This window comes from Curtobacterium sp. C1, from assembly GCF_021049325.1.
GTDB lineage: Bacteria > Actinomycetota > Actinomycetes > Actinomycetales > Microbacteriaceae > Curtobacterium > Curtobacterium citreum.
On the sequence record NZ_CP088076.1, the window covers coordinates 2226299 to 2247324 of the forward strand.

Here is a 21026-nt window from a genome sequence, read left to right on the forward strand (position 1 = left end):
CGCGTGTCCGTCGTCGTCATCAACTTCCGCGGGACCGACGACACCCTCGAGTGCATCGCGCGCCTGACCGAGGTCGACTGGCCGGCGGACCGGCTCGAGATCGTCGTCGTCGAGAACGGCTCCGGGGACGACAGCGAGCAGCGCCTGCGCGCCGAGCTCGGCAGCCGGAAGAACGTGAAGATCGTGGTCTCCGCGGAGAACCTCGGTTTCACCGGCGGCAGCAACCTCGGCGCGCGCGAGGCGTCCGGCGACGTCGTGGCGTTCCTCAACAACGACGCGAAGCCCGACGTCAACTGGATCAAGGAGGGCATGGCGGGCTTCGCCCCGAGCCCCCGGGTCGCCGCGGTCGCGAGCAAGGTGCTCGACTGGGACGGCAAGGCGATCGACTTCGTCGAGTCCGGCCTGAGCTGGTTCGGCATGGGCTACAAGGCGCACGTCACCGAGATCGACGACGGCCGCTTCGACACCCCGCAGGACCTGCTGTTCGGCACCGGCTCCGCGCTGTTCGTCCGCCGTGAGGTCTTCCTCGAGGTCGGCGGCTTCGACGAGGGCCTGTTCATGTTCTACGACGACGTGGACCTGGGCTGGCGCCTCAACCTGCTCGGCTACCGCGTGCGGTTCGCCCCGCGCTCGGTCGTCTTCCACAAGCACCACGGCTCGATGAAGTCGTTCGGCGACCACCGCGAGATGTACCTGCTCGAGCGGAACGCCCTGCACCTGCTCTACAAGAACCTGTCGGACGAGAACCTCGGGACCTTCCTGCCCGCGGCCCTCGCGCTGCTCGCCCGTCGTGCCGTCGCGAAGAGCGGCCGCGACTCGGAGGAGTTCGACATCCGTCGCTTCACCGGTGCGCCGGACGAGTTCGACCCGACGACGCCGATGTCGAAGGAGGCCGTCGCCGGTCTCTACGCCCTCGACCAGTTCGTCGCGGACCTCCCCCGCCTCGGCGAGGAGCGCCGCCGGATCCAGTCGCAGCGCGTGCGCTCCGACAAGGAGGTCTTCCGCCTGTTCGGCGACGCCTTCAAGCCGCTGTTCGAGGACGGCTACTTCCTCGAGGGCTACCAGGCCATCATCGAGGCGTTCGACGTCGAGCAGCCGATGCACCGCACGAAGGTCCTCATCATCACCGGCGACGCGCTCGGCGAGAAGATGGCCGGTCCGGGCATGCGCGCGTGGAAGATCGCCGAGGCACTCGCCCCGCACAACGACGTCCGCCTGGTGACCTGGAACGTCGCGAACCGCAAGTCCGACGCCTTCGAGGTCTCCCGCGTGCCGCTCCAGCACGAGCGCACGATGCGCGAGCACGAGGAGTGGGCCGACGTCATCTTCTTCCAGGGCTACGCGCTGCACCACTTCCAGACGCTGCAGAACTCGAACAAGACCATGGTCGTCGACCTGTACGACCCGATGCACCTCGAGCAGCTCGAGCAGGCGCGCGACAACGGCGACGTCGGCTGGCGCAACCAGGTCACCTCGACCACCGAGGTCATCAACCGCCAGCTCGAGCGCGGCGACTTCTTCCTCTGCGCCTCGGAGCGTCAGCGCCTGTTCTGGCTCGGACAGCTGGCTGCCGTCGGTCGTGTCAACCCGGACAACTACCTGGCCGACGACAACCTCGAGAAGCTCATCGCGATCGCGCCGTTCGGCATGGACTCGACGCCGCCGAAGCACGAGCGCAAGGCGATCCGCGGCGTGACCCCCGGCATCGGCGAGGACGACAAGGTCGTCATCTGGGGCGGTGGCATCTACAACTGGTTCGACACCCCCTCGCTCGTCCGCGCGGTGGCCAAGGTCGCCGAGACGCACGACGACATCCGTCTGTTCTTCCTCGGCGTCGCGCACCCGAACCCCGACGTGCCGGAGATGGCGATCGTCGCCGAGACCCGCCGCATCAGCGACCACCTGGGCCTGACGAACAAGCACGTCTTCTTCAACGAGCAGTGGGTGGCGCTGGACGACCGGCAGAACTACCTGCTCGAGGCCGACGCCGGCGTCAGCACGCACTTCGCGCACATCGAGACGACGTTCTCGTTCCGCACCCGCATCCTCGACTACATGTGGGCGAACCTGCCGATCGTCACGACCGACGGTGACAGCTTCGGCGACCTGGTCGCGGCCGAGGGCATGGGCGTCGCCGTGAAGGAGCGCGACGTCGACGGACTCGCCGCCGCGCTCGAGTCGATGCTGTACGACCCCGAAGCCGCCGCTGCCGCCCGCGCCGCGGTGAGCCGGGTCCGCGAGGACTTCACGTGGGAGCGTGCTCTCGCTCCCCTGGTCGAGTTCTGCAAGGACCCGCACGTCGCCGCGGACCGCGCGCACGAGGCCGCCGTCCCGGCCGGTTCCGTCGCGGCAGCGGGCCGCCCGCGCGTGCAGCTCAGCCCCGCGCGGGCCCGTGAGCTGCAGTTCCACCAGATCGCGAACAGCCGGCACGGTCTCGTCCGCGACGCCCGGCTCGCGGCCTGGTACCTGCGCGAGAACGGCGTCTCCGGGCTGCGCGACAAGGTGCAGAACCGCGCCCGGCTGATGCGCGAGAGCAAGAACGGGCGCTGACGCCCGGCGGCCGCCCCTGGTCGCCGATGTACAGTTGTCCGTCGCCCGCGTCGAACGTAAGGACCCCCTTTGAGCAACATCGTCACCGAGCGGTTCGAGCGCCTCCGGCAGGAGCAGATGGTCCCGGCCGGTCGCCCGGCCACCGCCGTCATCGGGTCGCTGCGTGAGATCTTCGCGCACCGGCAGCTCCTCGACCTGCTGATCCGTCGCGACCTCAAGTCGCGGTACAAGGACAGCGCGCTCGGCTTCGCCTGGACCCTGATCCGCCCGCTCGTGCAGCTGGCGATCTACTTCTTCGTCCTCGGTGAGATCCTCGGCGCGTCCCGGAACATCCCGGAGTTCGCGATCTACGTGTTCTCCGGCTTGACGCTCTACGGCCTGTTCAGCGAGATCGTCGCCGCGGGGACGGCGTCGATCGTCGGCAACGCGGGCCTGATCAAGAAGATCTACCTGCCGCGCGAGATCTACCCGCTCGCGAGCGTCGGTGCCGCGCTGTTCAACTTCGGCGTGCAGCTCGTCGTCCTGATCGCCGCCGCGATCCTGCAGAGCGGCTTCGCCTGGGTCCGCCTCGACCTGCTCTACTTCCTGCCGTCGGTCGCGGTCATCCTGATCTGGGCGACCGCCCTCGCCCTGCTGCTCGCGGCGCTGAACGTCTACCTGCGTGACATGCAGTACCTCGTCGAGGTCCTCGTGCTCCTGCTCATGTGGGCGTCCCCGATCGTCTACAGCTGGCAGATGGTGGCCACCCGCGCGCCGGAGTGGCTGCTCTCGATCTACACGTCCAACCCGATCACCCTGGCCGTCCTCGGCATCCACCGTGCGTTCTGGACCGCCGGTGCCGACTCCGAGTACCCGTCGCACCTGCTGGTCCGGATGGCGGTCGCCGCCGCCGTCGGCCTGGTCGCGCTCCTCGTGTGCCAGCGTGTGTTCGCCAAGCTGCAGGGCAACTTCGCCCAGGAGATCTGATCCGATGAGCATCGACAACGAGATCGACCGGGAGACCCGCTCCCCCTTCGCCGACGCCCCCGACGTCGTGACCGTGCGGAACGTGTCGAAGCGGTTCACGATCCGCAAGGACAACTCGCTCAAGGAGCGCGTCGTCACGCTGGGACGTGCCGGACGTCGCCACAGCGAGGACTTCTGGGCACTCAAGGACATCAGCCTCGACATCCCCGCCGGCACCACGATCGGCCTGCTCGGCCCGAACGGCTCCGGGAAGTCGACGCTGCTCAAGACGATCGGCGGCATCCTCGAGCCCACCAGCGGCTCGGTGGAGCGCCGCGGTCGCCTCGCCGCCCTCATCGAGCTCGGCGCGGGCTTCCACCCGGACCTGACCGGGCGCGAGAACGTCTACCTGAACGCTGCGATCCTCGGCCAGACGCAGGAGGAGACCGAGGCCCGGTTCGCCGACATCCTGCAGTTCTCCGGGATCGGCGACTTCATCGACACCCAGGTGAAGTTCTACTCGTCGGGCATGTACGTCCGACTCGCGTTCGCGGTCGCGATCAACACCGACCCCGACGTGCTCCTCGTCGACGAGGTCCTGGCGGTCGGTGACGAGCAGTTCCAGAAGAAGTGCCTCGACAAGATCCGCGAGTTCCAGGAGCAGGGCCGCACGATCATCCTCGTGTCGCACTCGCTCGGCCAGGTCCAGGAACTCTGCGACTCGGCCGTCGTGCTGCACCACGGCGAGGTGAAGTTCCAGGGCTCCGCGCGTCTCGCGGTGAAGAACTTCCGCGAGATCCTCGAGGGCCGCCGCGTCGCCGAGGCCGAGGCCGCGCACCCGGAGGAGGACGCGAACCCCGCCAAGGTCGAGCGCGTCGAGCTCGAGATCCCCGGCCGCGCGCCCGGCGCCGAGCACCACCACGGCGACGACCTCGTCGTGCGTGCGACGTTCTCGCACAAGGACGTCCTGCCCGAGTGGCGCGCCGGGATCAAGATCGAGAACCACCTCGGTCACCCGGCGTTCGGCATCGACAGCCGCCAGACCCAGGTCCGGCACGACCCGCTCCGCGGCACGGCCACGGTCGAGTGGCGCCTCTCCGACCTGCGGATCGGCGGTGGCCAGTACTTCGTGCACGTGTTCCTGGCGAAGCCGAACGGCGAGCACATCGTCATCGAGCGCGAGGCCGCCCGCTTCGTGGTCCAGGACGAGGACACCCAGTCCGGCATCGCCTGGACGAAGACCACCGAACGCCAGATCGGGGCCTGACGTTGCAGCACCTGCCGGTGCTGATCGACGCGACGTCGATCCCGCCGAACCGCGGCGGGGTGGCGCGGTACATCTCCGGACTCCTCACCGGACTGCAGGAGGCCGGCAGCACGGTCGACGTCGTCGTCAAGGGCACCGACCTCGCGTGGCTCCGCGCCCTCGCGCCCGAGCACCGCTACCACGCGGCGCCGAGCTGGACGGCGCGCCGTCCGGCGCGGCTGGTCTGGGAGCAGACCGGCCTGCCGGCGCTACTCCCCCGGGTCGGGGCGACCACGCTGCACAGCCCGCACTACACGTTCCCGGTGATCCGTGCCTCCCGGACGGTCGTCACCCTGCACGACGCGACGTTCTTCAGCGACCCGGCCGCACACTCGCGGACCAAGGTCGCGTTCTTCCGGACCTGGACCCGACTCGCCCGCCGGTTCGCCCGTGCGACGGTCGCGCCGAGCGCCGCGACCGTCGCCGAACTCGACCGGTTCGCGGGGACCGTCCGACGGTCCACGGTCGTCGCACATCTCGGGGTCGACGCCACGGTGTTCCACGCGCCCTCACCCGCCGAGGTGACCGCATTCCGCGACGCGCACGGACTCGGTGACGGCGACGACTGGATCGCGTTCCTGGGCACGGTCGAGCCGCGCAAGCGGGTCCCCGAGCTCATCGCGGCCCACCGCGCGCTCGGCGACGCCGACGTGCCGCCGCTCCTCATCGCGGGCGGCCTCGGCTGGGACGACACCGCCGTGCGGGAACTCCGCACCGCGGGCGACCGCCCAGGCGCGGCGCTGCGGTACCTGGGCTACCTTCCGCTCGAGGAGCTCCGCGCGTTCCTCGGCGGCGCCCGCGTCGTCGTGTACCCGAGCACGGCCGAGGGCTTCGGGCTCCCGGTGCTCGAGGCGATGGCGTGCCGGGCAGACGTCCTCACCACCCGTCGGCTGGCGATCCCGGAGGTCGGCGGGGACGCGGTGACGTACACCGAGCCCGACGCCGGCCCGATCCGTGCGGACCTCGCCGCCCTGCTCGCCGACGACCCGGACGGCCCCGCCCGCACGGCCCGTCGTGACCGTGCCGCCGCCCGCGCCGCGGGCTTCACGTGGGCGGCTTGCGCCCGCGTGCACCTCGGCGTCTACACGACCGGGGTGGCCGCATGAACGCCGACGCCACAGCCGGCAGTGCCGGGCTTGGGCGGGCCGCGATCGTCACCGTCTCGTACAACTCGCACGACGTCCTGCCGCCCTTCCTGGCGTCGACCCCGGCCGCGAGCAGCGCTCCCGTCGAGGTCGTCGTCGCGGACAACGACTCCACCGACGCGGACGGCCTGCGCGCCGTGACCGAGGCCGCCGGCGCGCGCTTCCTGGAGCTCGGCGAGAACCGCGGGTACGGCGCCGCCGTGAACCGCGCGGTCGCGACCCTCGAGCCGGACGTCCGCTGGTTGCTCGTGTCGAACCCGGACGTCGTCCTCGGCGCCGGCGCGCTGGACCGGTTGATCGCGACCGCCGCCGCGGACCCGACGATCGGCGCGGTGGGGCCCAAGGTGCTCGAGCCGACGGGCGAGGTCTACCCCTCGGCCCGGCTCGTGCCGTCGCTCCGGACCGGCCTCGGCCACGCGCTCTTCGCGGACCTCTGGCCGGGCAACCCCTGGACCAAGCGCTACCGACAGGAGGGCGAGCAGGACCTGCGCCGTGACGCCGGGTGGCTCTCCGGGGCGTGCGTGCTCGTGCGCCGAGACGTCTTCGAGCGACTCGGCGGCTTCGACGAGGGCTACTTCATGTACTTCGAGGACGTCGACCTCGGCTGGCGCGTCGGCCACCTCGGGCTCCGCAACGTGTACGAGCCCGCCGCCACGGCCACCCACGTCGGCGGGACCGCCACGCAGGGGTCCTCGGAGCGCATGCGTCGGGCCCACCACGAGAGCGCCTACCGCTTCCTCGCGCGGAAGTACCGGGCCTGGTGGCTGTGGCCGCTGCGCCTGGCGCTCCGGGTCGCGCTGGCCCTGCGCGCCCACCTCACGCACACCCGCTGACGCGGTACAGTCGGCCGTCCTCCCGCACTCCTCCCCCGAACCGGAGTCCTCGCATGATCCTCGCCGTCACCCTGATGGTCCGCGACGAAGCGGACGTCCTCCCCGCATGGCTCGACCACCACGTCGCCCAGGGCTTCGACGTCTTCGTCATCACCGACAACGGGTCCGTCGACGGCACCGCGGAGCTCCTCGCCGCCTTCGCGGAGCGGGACGACGTCACCGTCGACCTGCGCCACGACCCCGTGCACCGGAAGCAGCAGGGCACCGTCGTCACCGGCATGGCGCGGGACGCGTCGGCGGTCCACCACGCGGACTGGGTCGTCAACGCCGACGCCGACGAGTTCGTGCTCCCCGTGGACCGGTCGCTGACCGTCCGGCAGGTGTTCGAGCAGCTCGACCCCGCGATCGGTGCCTTCACCGTACCGGTCGTCAACATGACGGGTCCGATGGCCACCTCAGGTGCCGGCGTCCGCCGGCTGCACTGGCGGGACGAGCGGTCGCTCGAGCAGCTGCACGCCGTCGGGCTCATCGCGCCGCCGTCGACCAACGCCGTGCACGTCGGGGACCCGGACGTGGTCGTCGTGCAGGGCAACCACCAGGTCAGCGTCGCGAACGGTGCACCGGTGCCCCCCGCCCTGCGCCTCGAGGTCCTGCACCTGCCGTGGCGCTCCTGGGCGCAGTACGAACACCGCGTCGACGTGTCCGGACGTGCCTACGAGGCGAACCCCGACCTCACCCCGAGTCCGCGCCACCACGGGATGCGCGACTACCGGCGACTGCAGGAGGGTGTCCTCGAGGCCACGTTCGCGCTCCGGTTCGTCTCCGACGACGACGCCCGCTCGGGCCCCTTCACCCGGGACGACGGCATCGCCGACGTCCTGCGCCGTGCCGGCTCCCCCGTGCTCGACGCTCCCGCGGACCCGCTCGTGCCCGCGGAGGCGTTGCGCAGCCTGCAGACCATCGGCGGCGCGATCGTCCGCCGCGATCAGCGCATCGAGTCACTCGAGGACACCGTCCGGGCGGGCGAGGACACGGCGAACGCGCTCCGCTCGGCCGTGCAGTTCGAGCGAGACCGCGCCGACCACGCGGTGCGCGAGGTGACGGCGCGCGACACCGAGCTCGCCGCGATGCACGCTCGTCGGGTCGTCCGGCTCGCGGACCGCGCCGGCGAGGTCGCCCGTCGCCTGCGGCGGCGGTAGCGCCACCGGCACCGGCACCACCGGCGGGAGCGGGGCGCTACGGCCTGCCGGCCACGCCCCGCTGCCGGCGCACGGCGTCGAGCAGGACGGCAGCCCGCGCCGCGAACGAGTGCTCGGCGCCGATCCGCGCGCCGCGTTCCGCACGCTCGGCCGCCGAGGTCGACTCCCCCTGCTGCGCCGTCCGACGGAGCTCGTCCACCGAGCGGTACGTCCGCACCGCGCCGTGGAAGAGCTCCTCGACGCCCGGCACCGCGTCGGTGACGACGAGCGCACCCGAGGCCGCCGCGTCGAACAGCCGGTTCGAGACGAACCCGTCCCGGGCCATGTCGTCCCAGTGGTCGTTGAGCACCACCCGGGCGCTGCGGTAGAGCGCGGGCAGCGCGTCGTTCGGTACGAACACCCCGCGGTGCACGCCGTCCGGCAGCAGCCCCTCCCAGCCCTCGCCCCACACCGCCAGGTCGAGACCGGCGTCCACCGCGTCCCGCACCACGGGTCGGAACACCGCGCGGGTCTTGCCCACGAACGCGACGTCGAGTCCGGCGTGCTCGGGGTCGACCGGCCCCGGGTGGAAGCGTGCCGGGTCGGTCGCCTGCAGCAGCGGCGCGACGGCGAGGCCCGTGGTCGCGGCCGTGCGCTCGGCCCAGACCGGACCGGCGGCGAAGCGGAGGTCGTAGCGGGCGAGCTCGGCCGGCGTGACGAGGTCCGGGTGCGAGATGATCCACAGGACGTTGGTCGCCGTCGGGTGTGCGGGGGTGTCGTCGAGCCCGCGCAGGGTCAGGGCGACGTCGTCGAGGTGCTCGGACGCGGGGCGGACGTGGGACTCGCGGTGGTCGACGACGACCTCCTGACCGAGCCCGCGGAGCGCCGCCGCGAGGTCGCGTGCGAAGAACGTGTCGCCCCAGTCGTCGCCCCGGGGTCCGGGGTGCGCGGCGATGCGGACGGACCAGCGCAGTCGTTCGCCCCGGTCGACGAGCGCGATCCGCTCCGGTCCGCGCTCCGCCCGCACGACGGGCTCGCGCAGGGCCACCGGCGCGCCGGCGACGTCGGCCGCCCCCGTGCACGGGACGAGGCCGAGCCGGGACAGGGCGGTCGTCGCGGAGTCGTCCCGCCGGCCGCGCCACACCGCCAGGGCGTCCGCCGCGTCGCCGTCGTAGCGCCGCTCCCGGAGCGCACCAGTGCGGTACACCCGACCCAGCGGCACCACGACGCAGTCGCCACCGGCGCCGTCCGCGGTGTCGCGCGTCAGCCGCGCGACGGCGGTCCGTGTGTCGACGGTCGGCACGGGCACAGCCAGGTCCGCGGTGCGGACCGCGAAGCACGGCTCGTCGGCCGCGAACACCGTGACTCCGGCGAGGGCCTCGGCGTCCTCCGCCGGGTGACCGCGCAGCAGCGCCGCGACGGGAGCCGTCCCTCGGACGAGCACCGCGCCCGCGCTCGCGCTCGCGACCACGTCGTCGGCGGTCCGGACGACGGCCACGGCGACCCGTGCCTCCCGGCCGTCGTCGGTGGGGGTCCCGACGGCCGCCACCAACCGCTGCCAGCCGTCCGCCGGCAGCGCGATCGACGCGTCCTGCACCACCGTGACGGCGCTCGTCAGGAGCGGCCGGGCGGCCGCGACCGCCCCGCCCCACGTCGCCGCGACCGTCGCGCGGGCTACCAGGTGGTCCGGACCGGCCTCGACCGGCGGGTAGGTGCTCGTCGGGCCGGCGTGCACGTCGTGGACGCTGACGACGACCGTGCGCGCGCCGGCTGCGGCCGCGCCGTCGACGGCCGGCCGGTGCGCGCCGGAGCGGAACGCGGACTCGGCGACGGTGACGACGACGTCGAAGCCGTCCGCGGTCGGTGCCGGCGCGGCGGTCGGGTCCGGGAACGTCGTGTCGACCGGGAGGCGCGGGGCGGCTCCGGCGTCCGGGTGCGGCCCGCTCGTGGTCGCGTCGGGAGCCGTGGTGCCGTCCGGCGCCGAGCTGCCGCCGCCGGGTCGCTGCGACGCTCCGGGCCGGCCGAACAGCCGGCCGAGCCCGGTGCGCGGCATCAGTCCTGCAGGAGGTTCTGCAGGTACACCCCGTAGCCGCCCTTGACGAGCGGCGCGGCGAGGTCGGCGAGCTGCGCGTCGTCGATCCAGCCGTTGCGCCAGGCGATCTCCTCGATGCAGCCGATCTTGAAGCCCTGACGGTCCTCGATCACCTTGACGTACTCGGAGGCCTGCATCATCGACTCGAACGTGCCGGTGTCGAGCCAGGCGGTGCCGCGGTCGAGGACCTGCACACCGAGCTTGCCGGCGTCGAGGTAGCGCTCGTTGACCGTCGAGATCTCGAGCTCGCCACGGGCGCTCGGCTCGATGGTCTTCGCGATCTCGATGACCGAGTTGTCGTAGAAGTACAGGCCGGGGACGGCGTAGTTCGACTTCGGGTGCTCGGGCTTCTCCTCGATGGAGACCGCCGTGAAGGAGTCGTCGAACTCGACCACGCCGTACGCCTTCGGGTCGGCGACGTGGTACGCGAAGATCGTCGCGCCGTCGACCTCGGTGTTCTTCCGGAGGTTCGTACCGAGACCCGTGCCGTGGAAGATGTTGTCGCCGAGGACGAGCGCGACGCTGTCGTCGCCGATGAACTCCTCGCCGATGACGAACGCCTGCGCCAGGCCGTCCGGGCTCGGCTGCACGGCGTACTGGATGTCCATGCCGAGGGACGACCCGTCGCCGAGCAGGGCGCGGAACTGGTCGTTGTACTCCGGGGTCGTGATGACGAGGACCTCGCGGATGCCCGCCATCATCAGGGTCGACAACGGGTAGTAGACCATCGGCTTGTCGTAGATCGGCATGAGCTGCTTGCTGATGCCCTTGGTGATCGGCCAGAGGCGCGTGCCGGAACCGCCGGCCAGGATGATGCCCTTCATCGAGCTCCCCTTACTTCTTCGTCCGGAGGGACTCGGTGTAGGCCACCGCTTCCTCGTAGGTCGGCAGCAGTCCCTGCTCGGCGGCCTGCTCGAGCGTCGGCGCGGTGGTGTCCTTCTCGGACAGGACCGGCTCGCCGATGCCGTCGGGCAGCTCGAGGCCGACCGTCGGGTCGAGGATGGTGATCCCCTTCTCGCGCTGCGGGTCGTAGTGCGCGCTGACCAGGTAGTTGACGGTCGAGCGGTCCTCGAGCGCGACGATCGCGTGGCCGAGGCCCTCGGACAGGTAGACGGCCTTGCGGTCGACGTCGTCGATCCGGACGGCGTCCCACTGCCCGAACGTCGGGGAACCGACGCGGATGTCGACGATGTAGTCGATGAACGCGCCGCGGACGGCCGTGACGTACTTCGCCTGGCTCGGGGCGACGAGGGCGTAGTGGATGCCCCGCGCGACACCCGCGGACGAGATGGACATGTTCACCTGGCGGAGGTCCAGCGGGTGACCGACGGTCTCCTCGAGGACGTCGGCACGGTACGACTCGAGGAACGCTCCTCGTGCGTCGCCGTGCTGGACGGGCGTGAACTCCCACGCGCCGGGGATCTTCAGTTCGCGGATCTGCACCTCGGTACCCTAGCGGATCGGCCCGTCGGCGACGGGGACGTCGGCCGGCACCACGCGATCCTCGTCCGCGGATCGTCCAGGCGTCGTCGCGACGACCGACGGACTCCCACCGCGGACGACCGGCACGATCAGACCGGTGTCGCGGACGATCGTCCGGCTGATCACGACGGACAGCACGCACATGCCGACGGTCCCGAGCGCGAAGACCGCCGTGGTCCCGACGAGTCCGCCCGGCGGCTGCCACTGCGTCGGTTCGAGCAGGTCTCGCCAGGAGCCGGGCAGACCCACGGCGTACCGCTTGTAGGTCGTCAGCCAGGCGCTGAACTGTGCGAGCACGGCAGCGCTGGTGAGGACGGTGACGATGGTGCGCGGGTCGATCCGCGACAGCGTGTACCGCTCGGCCACGAGTCCGGCGACGAGGACCATCGCCACGTAGACCGGCAGCGTGTACCGCCCCTGCCAGATGTACCCAAAGGTCGCGACGGAGGGAGCCTGCACGACGGCCGGTACGAAGAGCACCGCGATCATGAGCAGCAGCGCGCCGAGCGTCGCCCGTCGGAGACCGATGATCACCACCGCGACCACCAGGAAGCCGATGACGGCGGTCCAGCCGACGTAGACGACGCCGGGCAGCGGGGTGTCGAGCCAGCCGAGGCGACCGACCATCATCCGCCCGAAGTCGCTCGTGTTCCGCAGTGTCTGGATGAACGCACGCACGAAGCCGTCGCGCGGGGTGTTCGTCGGGATGAAGCCGGCCGGCCCGCTGATGAAGAGCGTCCACGCCGCAGCGACGGCGAGGCCGACCACCCCGGCTCCGAGCCCGACGTAGACCGAGGGTCGCCGGAGGAGGTCCGCTGAGCGACGCAACGGGAACGTGATGAGCACGGCGAGCAGGATGAGCACGACGTAGAGCGGGGAGAGCGCGCGGGTGTTGCCGACGACGATGCCGACGACGGCGAGCAAGGTCATCTTGAGCGGCAGGTTCGAGCGTGTCGTGTCCCAGACGATCGACCATGCGAGCGCCGCGAGCGCGGCCGCGCCCGTGATTTCGACGGAGTTGGGGTTCACCATGCCGGTCAGGTAGAGCGTCATCGGTGTCAGCGCGACGGCGACCCACCCGAGGAACGCCGGCGACCGGCGGAGCTGTGCTGCGACGAAGAAGAGGATGCCGATGAAGAAGCTGTTGACCAGGGCGCTCATCAAGCGCATGCCGAACCAGGCGGTGTTGCCCTCGGTGACCAGCGACGGGATCCCGACGATCGCGTAGTACAAGGGGTTGTAGTCACCGACGCCGGTGATCCGCTCGACCGGGTCGTCGTCGTTGCCGGTCTGCTGGGCGGGCACGCACGCGGCGGGCACGTCCCCGTGGAAGACGTAGCACGTGAACTGGCCACCGGGATCGGCGAGGTCCTCCGGCACCGTGACGGTCGTGCGGCCGGCGAGCTTGCTCGGTTCCCCGGTGAACTGGCCGCGGACTGTGGCCTCGGCCTTGAGGATGTGGCTCGGCTCGTCGGGCGACGAGGACATGGGACTGGCGACCGCCCAGGCCGCGGCGATCAGGAACGCGCACAGCCACCCTGCGAGCAACGCGCGGAGCGGCGTCAGCCAGGTCGAGGACCTCTTGCGGTCGGCGGTGGTCCTGCGTTCAGCGGAGGTCGTCGGCACCCGGCGAGGATAGCGCACCGGGTGTCAGTCCCAGTGCGCGCAGCCACACCGGGTCGGCCCCGAGCGACCGCTCACGCCGGACGTGGCGCTGCGCTGCGCGGACCCGGGCGTCGCCGTCGCGGGCGGCCTCAGCCAGGGCCGCGCGCCAGCGTTCGGGGTCGTCGCCGGCGAGGATGCCGCCGTGCGCGTCGACCCCGGCGTACGACGGTCGGTCGGACCCGACGAAGGGCAGCCCGAGCATCGAGTACTCGAGGAACTTCAGGTCGCTCTTGGCGTCGTTGAACCGGTCAGCGGTGAGCGGTCCGACCCCGGCCGACCATCGTGTCGCGTGCGACCGGAGGAACGCGACGAAGTCCGGGTAGTGCGAGGCGCCGTCGGGGAGTTCGAGCCGGTCGTACCAGTCCGCTCCGGATGCGGTGACACCGACGACCTCGAGGCGGACGGGTCGACCGGTCTCGTCGGTCAGGCCGTCGAACACCGGCTGCAGCAGGTCGAGGTCGTCGGCATGGGTGACGGAACCCATGTACAGCACGCGCCGCGGACCGGTCGGGTCAGGTACCACCGGACCGTCCCCCCACATCCCGAGCTGGACCGCGTTCGGCACCACCACGGCGTCGACACCCTGCGCGGCGAGCACCGCCCGGAGCGGCTCCGTGGAGGTGACCACCGCGTCCGCGCCGCGCACGAGGCGGTCGACGGCGGCGAGCCGCGCCGGGTCGTACTCGGCGCGCGCCAACCGGGCACGCGCCTCCTGACTGAAGAAGTCGTCGTCGACCTCCGCCACGATCCGCGTGCCCGCCCTGGCGGCACGGGCGGAGGCCGCGTCGAGCGCCTCGAGGGGGAACGCGTCGCGCTGGACGAGCAGCACGTCGAGGTGGGCCGTGTCCGATCCGTCCGCCCAGCGGACCGGGTCCACCTGCGCGACGCGGGCCGCGCCCGAGCGCGCGAGCTCCGACATGCGCCCCGTCACACGGATGTGCGCCGACGCAGGGTGCACGCCGCCCGCGCCGTGCACCACGAACCCGACCATGGGCGGCTCCGGCCGGTCCGAGGCGGCGACGGGCGGCACCGGGCCGGTCCGTCGGGGGAACAGCCGGGCGACTCGGGAGCGCAGGGAGGTCACCGCTCCATGCTGCCACTGCGCACGGGGTGCGCTCGGCTCGCATAGGGTGTTCGACAGCCGCGTCCCTGTGGGGTTGATCAGTCCCGGGGAGATCGACGCGGAGCATCCGCCGTCGTCCCGAGTGGGCGGCAGACCCGACGACCTTCCAGAGGAACGTGACAGCCACGCCGTGAAGCTCTTCATCCAGATCCCGTGCCTGAACGAGGAACAGACCCTGCCGGCCGTCCTCGAGACGATCCCGACGAGCATCGACGGCGTGGACGAGATCGAGGTCCTCGTCATCGACGACGGTTCGACCGACCGCACCGTGGAGGTGGCGCGGGCGCACGGGGTGCGGCACGTCGTCCGGCACACGCGGAACATGGGCCTCGCCCGCTCCTTCCGCGACGGGGTCGACTACGCCCTGCTCCACGGCGCCGACGTCGTCGTCAACACCGACGGCGACAACCAGTACCCGCAGGCGCAGATCGCCGAGCTCGTCGCGCCGATCGTCCGGAAGGAGGCGGAGATCGTCATCGGTGACCGGCAGACCCGGACGATCGAGCACTTCTCCGGGTTCAAGAAGCTCATGCAGCGGTTCGGGTCGTGGGTGGCCGGCCGCGCCGCAGGGCTGGACCTGCCAGACGCCGCGAGCGGCTTCCGCGCGTACTCGAAGTACGCCCTCATCCGCCTCAACATCGTGACGCGGTTCAGCTACTGCATGGAGACGATCGTGCAGGCGGGCTACAAGCGGATCGCGATCACGAGCGTCCCCATCACCACCAACCCGAAGACGCGCGAGTCGAGGCTCTTCAAGAACATCTGGCAGCACATGTTCCAGTCCGGGTCCGCGATCGCCCGGGTGTACCTCATGTACCGGCCCCTGGCCCTCTTCGCCTGGGTCAGCGCGCTGCTCGGCGCGGCGGGGCTCATCCCCTTCGTCCGGTACCTCGTCCTCCTGTGGACGGACCGCGGCGGCAACCACCTGCAGTCCCTGATCCTCGGCGTCACGCTGGTGATCGCCGCGCTCCTGTCGATCACGATCGGGGTCGTCGCCGACCTGACGCGACTCAACCGCACCCTGGCCGAGGAGCAGCTCGACCTCCAGAAGCTCGCCAGGTACGGCGACTGACCCCCTCCACGGTCGCCGGTAGACTCCTGGGCGACCGTCGTCGGCCCGGCCGACGTCCATCGGCCACGAAAAGGAAACCAGCGTGAAGATCCTCGTCACCGGAGGAGCCGGCTTCATCGGCTCGAACTTCGTCCGCAGAACCCTCGAGGACGCCTACCCCGGCCTCGAAGGAGCCGACGTCGTCGTGTACGACGCCCTGACCTACTCGGGGAACCTCGAGAACCTCGCCCCGGTCGCGGACTCCCCGCGGTACTCCTTCGTGCAGGGCGACATCAGGGACGCCGCGAAACTCGACGAGGTCGTCCCCGGCGTCGACGCGATCGTCCACTTCGCCGCTGAGTCCCACGTCGACCGCTCGGTCCGCGACTCCGGCATCTTCGTCGAGACGAACGTCGTGGGCACCCAGCGCCTGCTCGACGCCGCGCTCCGCCACGGCACCGAGCGCTTCGTGCACGTCTCGACGGACGAGGTCTACGGCTCGATCAGCGAGGGATCCTGGGACGAGGAGCGACCGCTCGAGCCGAACTCGCCGTACTCGGCGTCGAAGGCCGGCAGCGACCTGCTCGCGCGCAGCTACCACCGCACGCACGGCCTGAACCTCTCGATCACGCGGTGCTCGAACAACTACGGGCCGTACCACTTCCCCGAGAAGGTCATCCCGCTGTTCGTCACGAACCTGATCGACGGTAAGCACGTCCCGCTGTACGGCGAGGGCAACAACGTCCGCGACTGGCTGCACGTCGACGACCACACGCGCGGCATCGCGCTCGTGCTGGTCAAGGGTCGCGCCGGCGAGACGTACAACATCGGCGGCGGGACCGAGCTCACGAACAAGGAGCTCACGCAGCTGCTGCTCGACGCCACCGGCAACGACTGGTCGTCCGTCGACCGCGTGCAGGACCGTCTCGGCCACGACCTGCGCTACTCCGTCGACATCTCGAAGATCCGGTCGGAGCTCGGCTACGAACCGCAGGTGCCGTTCGAGCAGGGCCTGGCCGACGTCGTGCAGTGGTACCGGGACAACCGCTCCTGGTGGGAGCCACTGAAGGAGCGGGCGGCGCTCGCCTGAGCTCCGTCGACACCATGACCCGATACCTCATCACCGGCGCTGCCGGCATGCTCGGCCAGGACATGCAGCAGGCCCTGGCCGGGCGCGACGTGACCGCGCTCTCGCGAGCCGACCTGGACGTGACCGATGCCTCGGCCGTCTCGGCGGCCGTCGCCGGTCACGACGTCGTGATCAACAGCGCCGCCTACACCAAGGTCGACGACGCGGAGTCCCACGAGGACGACGCGTACGCCGTGAACGCCCGCGGACCGGCGGTGCTCGCCGCCGCTGCGGTCGAGGTCGGCGCCCGCATCGTGCACGTCTCGACGGACTACGTCTTCGACGGGACCGGGACGGCGCCGTACGCCGAGGACGCGCCCCTGGCCCCGATTGGGGCCTACGGTCGCACGAAGGCCGCAGGCGAGGAAGCGATCCGTCGCATCGCACCGGACTCGTCCTACATCGTCCGCGGTGCCTGGCTCTACGGGGAGCACGGACCGAACTTCGCGAAGACGATGCTCCGCCTCGCCGGGTCGCACGAGACCGTCAGCGTCGTCACCGACCAGGTCGGCCAGCCGACGTGGACCGCTGACCTCGCCCGGCAGATCGTGGCGATGCTCGACGCGGACGCCCCGGCGGGGACCTACCACGGCACCAACGCCGGATCGGCTTCGTGGTTCGACTTCACCAAGGCCATCTTCGCCGAGGTCGGTCTCGACCCGGACCGAGTCCTCCCGACCGACAGCTCGGCCTTCGTGCGACCTGCTCCGCGGCCGGCGTACAGCGTGCTCGGACACGATGCCTGGTCACGCGCAGGGCTGGACCCGATGCGCAACTGGCGGGAGGCCCTCGCGGCCGCCGTCCGTGTCGGTGCGTTGACGCAGTGAGGGCCGTCAGTACACCGCCATCCCGTCTGACCTACCTGCTGTACCGCGCCCCGTGGTCCGGACTGGTCGTCTGGAGTGCCGTGGTCTTCGTCGTCGCTGCCTCGGTGGCGCGGAGCTTCGTCGAGCCACTGCTCCGCTACGACGAACCCGGTCACCTCGACTACGTCCTCAGCGTCTGGAACGGCCACCTCCCGGTGTTCGAGGACGGCCTCACCCACCAGGCGCCGTTCGGATGGGACATGCCGGTGCAGTGGACGGCGCAGCACCCACCGCTCTACTACCTGCTGCTCGCCCCGGTGGTCGGTCCGCTCTTCGACGCCGACCACGCGCTCGTCGCGGTGATCGCCGGGCGGCTGGTCGGCGCGCTGATCACCGGCGGGGTGGTGCTCGGTTCTGCCTGGACCGCGGCGCGCTGTTTCCCTGCCGCCCGGCGGCTCCCGGGCGGGGTGGCGGTCGTCACGTCGCTCTGCGGGCAGCTGATCCAGCAGGGCGGCCAGATCTACAACGACGTCCTCTTCGTGTTCCTGCTCGTCCTCGCATGCGGGATCGCCGGCGCGGCCATCCGGTCCGGTGTCGGACCGGGGCTCCTCACCGCGGCCACGCTCGTCGGCGCCGCCGGCATGACGACCAGGCTCTCCTTCGGGCTCTGGTTGGTCGCGCTCGTCGTGTCGATCGCCCTCGCCCGGCGGGTGCAGCTCTGGCGCCTCGGAGGCATCTGGGCGCGCATCGTCGCAACCGTGCTGCCGCTCGCGGGCGCCGGGCTCGCCTCGGGGTGGTTCTACCTGCGGAACAAGGCGCTGAGCGGGAACATCAGCGGTCGCCACGTCCAGTGGGGCCTCGACAACCTCAACCGCACCGAGCGCCCGCACGTCGAGGTCGCCACGTCCTCCGGCTTCTGGTCGAGCCTGTTCGCGCTCTACCGTTCGCACCTCAACGGCAACGATCCGCTGCAGTGGGTCCTGCTGCTCGGACCGATCGTCCTCGGCATCGTGCTCGGGCTCATGCTCCTGCTCGTCCGCCGCGTGAACGCTGGTCGGGCGACCGCCGTCGCCGGCCGTCGTCCGCGCCGTGGGGACCGGATCGCTCCCGCGCTCGTGGTCGCGATGTTCGCGACGGTGTCCGTCCTGCTCATCGTGGTGGAGATCGACTACGTCCACGGCGGCGGAGCGCCCATCACGCGCTACGCACTGACGATGCTCCCCGTCGTCACGATCATGATGGCGGCGGGGCTGACGGCCTTCCGTCGGTCCTCGGGACCGCTCCTGACGGTGTGGACCGTCGCGGCCTTCGTGGCCTTCTTCTCGCAGGTCGAGCTGAGCGCCGACGTCGACCTGCGCGTCCCGCACGCCGCGCTCGTCTCCCGGACGATGCTGGTCGTCTGCGTCGTGGCCACGCTCGGCATCGTCGTCGGCGGGTTCCTCGACGCGCGCCGGCCACTCCGGGCCGGCGCACCCCGTGACCTGGGCGTGACCGGGTGACGGGCGGCGACGTGACACCGACGACGGGCGGCGCTGCCCGGCCCCGGTGGCGGCGGCACCTCGTCACCGGGATCAAGATCGCGTTCATGGCTGCGGTCGTGCTCGCGGGCGTGGTCTTCGTCTCCGGGCAGTGGGACGAGGTCTCCGAGGCCGTCGCCGCCATCGCGCCGTGGCTCCTCGTGCTCGCGCTGGTGTCCGTCGTGGCCGCGCTCCTCATGTCGATGGGGTCGTGGCTCGTCGTCTGGCCGGCCTTCGGGGTCCGGCTCCCGGCGCGCGGCGGTGCGCGGGTGTTCTTCGTGAGCCAACTGGGCAAGTACCTGCCCGGGTCGGTGTGGCCGATCGCAGCACAGGCGCAGATGGCCGGCGAGGTGGGCCTCGCGCCGGCAGCCTCCGTCGTGCTGAGCCTCATCGCGATGCTCGTCTCCATCGCCACCGGTCTCGGCGTCGGTGCGATCCTGCTGCCGTTCGTCGACGCCCAGCTCCTGGGGCAGTACTGGTGGCTCCCGGTCGTCGGTGTCGGGTTCCTCGCGTGCCTCGCCCCACCGGTGATGCGCTTCGGTGTGCGTCTCGCGCTCCGGCTGCTCCGCCGTGCGGACGCGCCGTTCGGCTACGGCTGGCGGGTCGCTGCCACCAGCTCGGGGCTGCAGGTCGCCAACTGGTTCTTCGGCGGCATGCAGCTGTGGCTCGTGCTCGTGGGCCTGGGAGTGGACCCGGCGCGCAGTCTCCTCCCCGCGATCGCCGGCTTCGCCCTGGCCTTCGCGCTCGGGGTCCTGCTCATCCCCTTCCCCGCCGGTCTCGGCGTCCGCGAGGTCGTCATCGCGCTGGTCCTCGCATCCGTCACGACGCCCGCGGTGGCCGCGACCGCGGCGATCCTGTCGCGGTTGCTGTACGCGATCGCCGACTTCGGTCTCGCCGGGGTCGCGCTCGCGGTGGACCGGCGGGGTCGGTCCTCCCGCTGACCAACTCGGCCCACGACGACGGCCGGTCCCGGCGTCGTCGATGGGCGCGGCCGTGGGCGACTCCGTCGCGTCGGTCGTGCTCGAGCGCTGCGGACGTCAGTCGCGCGCGAAGGACGCGACCGTGTCCGTGTAGTCCGACCACCGGCGATCTGCATCCGCGGTGTCCACACCGCGCTGGAGACGGCCGAGCACGCCCGGCTCCACCAATCGACGCAGCGCGGCGGCGAGCGCGTCGACGTCGCCGGCCGGGACCACGAGGCCGTCGACGCCGTCGCGGACGTCGAGCGGCAGCGTCCCCGCGTCGCTGACGACGACGGGGCGGCCGAAGCGGTGCGCGAGCGCGACGTTGATGCTCGACGACGCGGTCCGGTAGGGCAGCGCGACGACGTCGAAGCCGCTGATCAGCGAGGCGAGACCGGCCAGCGGCACGTAGCCGTCGACGAGGTGGACACGGTCCGCGACACCCAGGGCGCGCGCTTGCTCGCGGTACTCCTCGACCGGCTGCCAGAACTCGCCGCGGACGACGATCCGGACGCCGGGCACGAGCGCGGCGGCGGCGATGAGGACGTCGACACCCTTGTAGGCACGGATCATGCCGAAGGTGCCGACGACCACCGGGTCCGCATCGGTGCCCGCGGGCAGTGGCCGTTCCTGCTCGGCGGGCTCGCCGAGCAGCAGGTCGGCGAGGGGCAGCCTCGCGACGCGGACGTCGACGTCGGAGCCCGCCCCGAGGATGCCGCGCGCCAGCTCGGCCTGCTCCTCGCTGTGCACGAGCACGGCGCCGTACTGGCGTTGGAGCAGCCGGACCAGTGCCTCGTCGAACCGGCCGTGTTCGTGCGGGAGCACGTTGTGTGCGAGCACCACGGTCCGCGGGCGTCGACCGAGCGCCAGACGGAGGACCGCGTACGGGACCGCGTGGTACGGCGTGACCGCGGTGACGAGCACGACGTCGGCACGCCGGACGGACCAGCCGGCGCGCCACCAGCTCGTCGGGTCGTACCAGGCGAGGTGCGCCGTCGCGTGCTCGTCGGGACGGACCTCGGGTTCGGACTCCGGTACCCGTGTCGTCCCGCTGCGGAGGAAGCGCGGGTACTGGGCACGCCACGAGAGCAGCCGGACCCGGTGACCTGCCGCCCGCAGACGGTGCGCGAGCGAGGTCGTGTGGGTCGCGATGCCGCCGGAGTACGGGTGCGTCGGCCCGATGATCGCGATGCGGAGGGAGCGTGGCACCAGTCGATCCTAGCGACTGCGCTGCGCACGGCT

At 71.6% G+C, this 21026-nt stretch carries 17 protein-coding genes; 11 read left to right on the forward strand and 6 right to left on the reverse strand.

What is annotated here, in order from left to right; all coding sequences use genetic code 11:
- Window positions 1–3 precede the first annotated feature (3 nt).
- From LQK89_RS10655 to LQK89_RS10680, 6 genes are all read left to right on the forward strand, one after another.
- Complete coding sequence (locus LQK89_RS10655) at window positions 4–2550, forward strand: glycosyltransferase (protein ID WP_229666631.1); 2547 nt, start codon at window positions 4–6, stop codon at window positions 2548–2550.
- A gap of 69 nt (window positions 2551–2619) precedes the next feature.
- Complete coding sequence (locus tag LQK89_RS10660) at window positions 2620–3516, forward strand: ABC transporter permease (RefSeq protein WP_231049082.1); 897 nt, start codon at window positions 2620–2622, stop codon at window positions 3514–3516.
- Between the two features lie 4 nt (window positions 3517–3520).
- The gene (locus LQK89_RS10665) at window positions 3521–4762 is read left to right on the forward strand and encodes an ABC transporter ATP-binding protein (RefSeq protein ID WP_231049083.1); all 1242 of its coding nucleotides are present in this window, start codon (window positions 3521–3523) and stop codon (window positions 4760–4762) included.
- A gap of 17 nt (window positions 4763–4779) precedes the next feature.
- Window positions 4780–5907: a glycosyltransferase family 4 protein gene (locus tag LQK89_RS10670; RefSeq protein ID WP_231049084.1), complete on the forward strand. Its 1128-nt coding sequence runs from the start codon at window positions 4780–4782 to the stop codon at window positions 5905–5907.
- Complete coding sequence (locus tag LQK89_RS10675) at window positions 5904–6779, forward strand: glycosyltransferase family 2 protein (protein WP_231049085.1); 876 nt, start codon at window positions 5904–5906, stop codon at window positions 6777–6779. The genes LQK89_RS10670 and LQK89_RS10675 overlap by 4 nt, the downstream gene beginning before the upstream one ends.
- A 53-nt stretch (window positions 6780–6832) precedes the next feature.
- Window positions 6833–7978 (forward strand): glycosyltransferase family 2 protein, encoded by a 1146-nt coding sequence (locus LQK89_RS10680; protein ID WP_231049086.1) that lies wholly within the window; start codon window positions 6833–6835, stop codon window positions 7976–7978.
- 37 nt (window positions 7979–8015) lie between these two features.
- On the opposite strand, the gene LQK89_RS10685 is transcribed toward LQK89_RS10680, so the two are convergent.
- The 5 genes from LQK89_RS10685 to LQK89_RS10705 are packed head-to-tail and all read right to left on the reverse strand — an operon-like array spanning window position 8016 to window position 14280.
- Window positions 8016–10010: a CgeB family protein gene (locus LQK89_RS10685; protein WP_231049087.1), complete on the reverse strand. Its 1995-nt coding sequence runs from the start codon at window positions 10008–10010 to the stop codon at window positions 8016–8018.
- Window positions 10010–10873 (reverse strand): glucose-1-phosphate thymidylyltransferase RfbA, encoded by an 864-nt coding sequence (gene rfbA / locus LQK89_RS10690; RefSeq protein WP_058741225.1) that lies wholly within the window; start codon window positions 10871–10873, stop codon window positions 10010–10012. Before rfbA ends, LQK89_RS10685 begins: the two co-directional genes overlap by 1 nt.
- A gap of 10 nt (window positions 10874–10883) precedes the next feature.
- Complete coding sequence (locus LQK89_RS10695; protein WP_174778018.1) at window positions 10884–11492, reverse strand: dTDP-4-dehydrorhamnose 3,5-epimerase family protein; 609 nt, start codon at window positions 11490–11492, stop codon at window positions 10884–10886.
- Window positions 11493–11501: 9 nt separating this feature from the next.
- The gene (locus LQK89_RS10700; protein WP_231049088.1) at window positions 11502–13157 is read right to left on the reverse strand and encodes a DUF2142 domain-containing protein; all 1656 of its coding nucleotides are present in this window, start codon (window positions 13155–13157) and stop codon (window positions 11502–11504) included.
- A complete protein-coding gene (locus tag LQK89_RS10705) occupies window positions 13138–14280 on the reverse strand; it encodes a hypothetical protein (RefSeq protein ID WP_231049089.1) in 1143 nt (380 codons plus the stop codon). Before LQK89_RS10705 ends, LQK89_RS10700 begins: the two co-directional genes overlap by 20 nt.
- A 169-nt stretch (window positions 14281–14449) precedes the next feature.
- Between LQK89_RS10705 and LQK89_RS10710 the strand changes: the two genes are divergently transcribed.
- From LQK89_RS10710 to LQK89_RS10730, 5 genes are all read left to right on the forward strand, one after another.
- On the forward strand, window positions 14450–15391 hold the full coding sequence (locus LQK89_RS10710; protein WP_231049090.1) for a glycosyltransferase family 2 protein: 942 nt from the start codon (window positions 14450–14452) through the stop codon (window positions 15389–15391).
- Between the two features lie 82 nt (window positions 15392–15473).
- A complete protein-coding gene (rfbB, locus tag LQK89_RS10715; protein ID WP_231049091.1) occupies window positions 15474–16460 on the forward strand; it encodes a dTDP-glucose 4,6-dehydratase in 987 nt (328 codons plus the stop codon).
- 14 nt (window positions 16461–16474) lie between these two features.
- A complete protein-coding gene (gene rfbD, locus LQK89_RS10720) occupies window positions 16475–17326 on the forward strand; it encodes a dTDP-4-dehydrorhamnose reductase (protein ID WP_231049092.1) in 852 nt (283 codons plus the stop codon).
- Entirely contained in the window at window positions 17323–18804 is a 1482-nt protein-coding gene (locus LQK89_RS10725; RefSeq protein ID WP_231049093.1) for a hypothetical protein, read from the forward strand. The genes rfbD and LQK89_RS10725 overlap by 4 nt, the downstream gene beginning before the upstream one ends.
- Before the next feature lie 11 nt (window positions 18805–18815).
- On the forward strand, window positions 18816–19763 hold the full coding sequence (locus tag LQK89_RS10730) for a lysylphosphatidylglycerol synthase domain-containing protein (RefSeq protein WP_231049094.1): 948 nt from the start codon (window positions 18816–18818) through the stop codon (window positions 19761–19763).
- A 96-nt stretch (window positions 19764–19859) separates the two neighbouring features.
- Here the strand turns inward: LQK89_RS10730 and LQK89_RS10735 are convergent, their stop codons facing one another.
- Window positions 19860–20993, reverse strand: coding sequence for a glycosyltransferase family 4 protein (locus tag LQK89_RS10735; RefSeq protein WP_231049095.1), 1134 nt, complete (start codon window positions 20991–20993; stop codon window positions 19860–19862).
- Window positions 20994–21026 lie beyond the last annotated feature (33 nt).

Coding starts and splice junctions, on each gene's coding strand:
- LQK89_RS10665 (WP_231049083.1), top strand. CDS start 3,521: ATGAGCATCGACAACGAGATCGACCGGGAGACCCGCTCCCCCTTCGCC.
- LQK89_RS10675 (WP_231049085.1), top strand. CDS start 5,904: ATGAACGCCGACGCCACAGCCGGCAGTGCCGGGCTTGGGCGGGCCGCG.
- LQK89_RS10680 (WP_231049086.1), top strand. CDS start 6,833: ATGATCCTCGCCGTCACCCTGATGGTCCGCGACGAAGCGGACGTCCTC.
- LQK89_RS10685 (WP_231049087.1), bottom strand. CDS start 10,010: ATGCCGCGCACCGGGCTCGGCCGGCTGTTCGGCCGGCCCGGAGCGTCG.
- rfbA (WP_058741225.1), bottom strand. CDS start 10,873: ATGAAGGGCATCATCCTGGCCGGCGGTTCCGGCACGCGCCTCTGGCCG.
- rfbD (WP_231049092.1), top strand. CDS start 16,475: ATGACCCGATACCTCATCACCGGCGCTGCCGGCATGCTCGGCCAGGAC.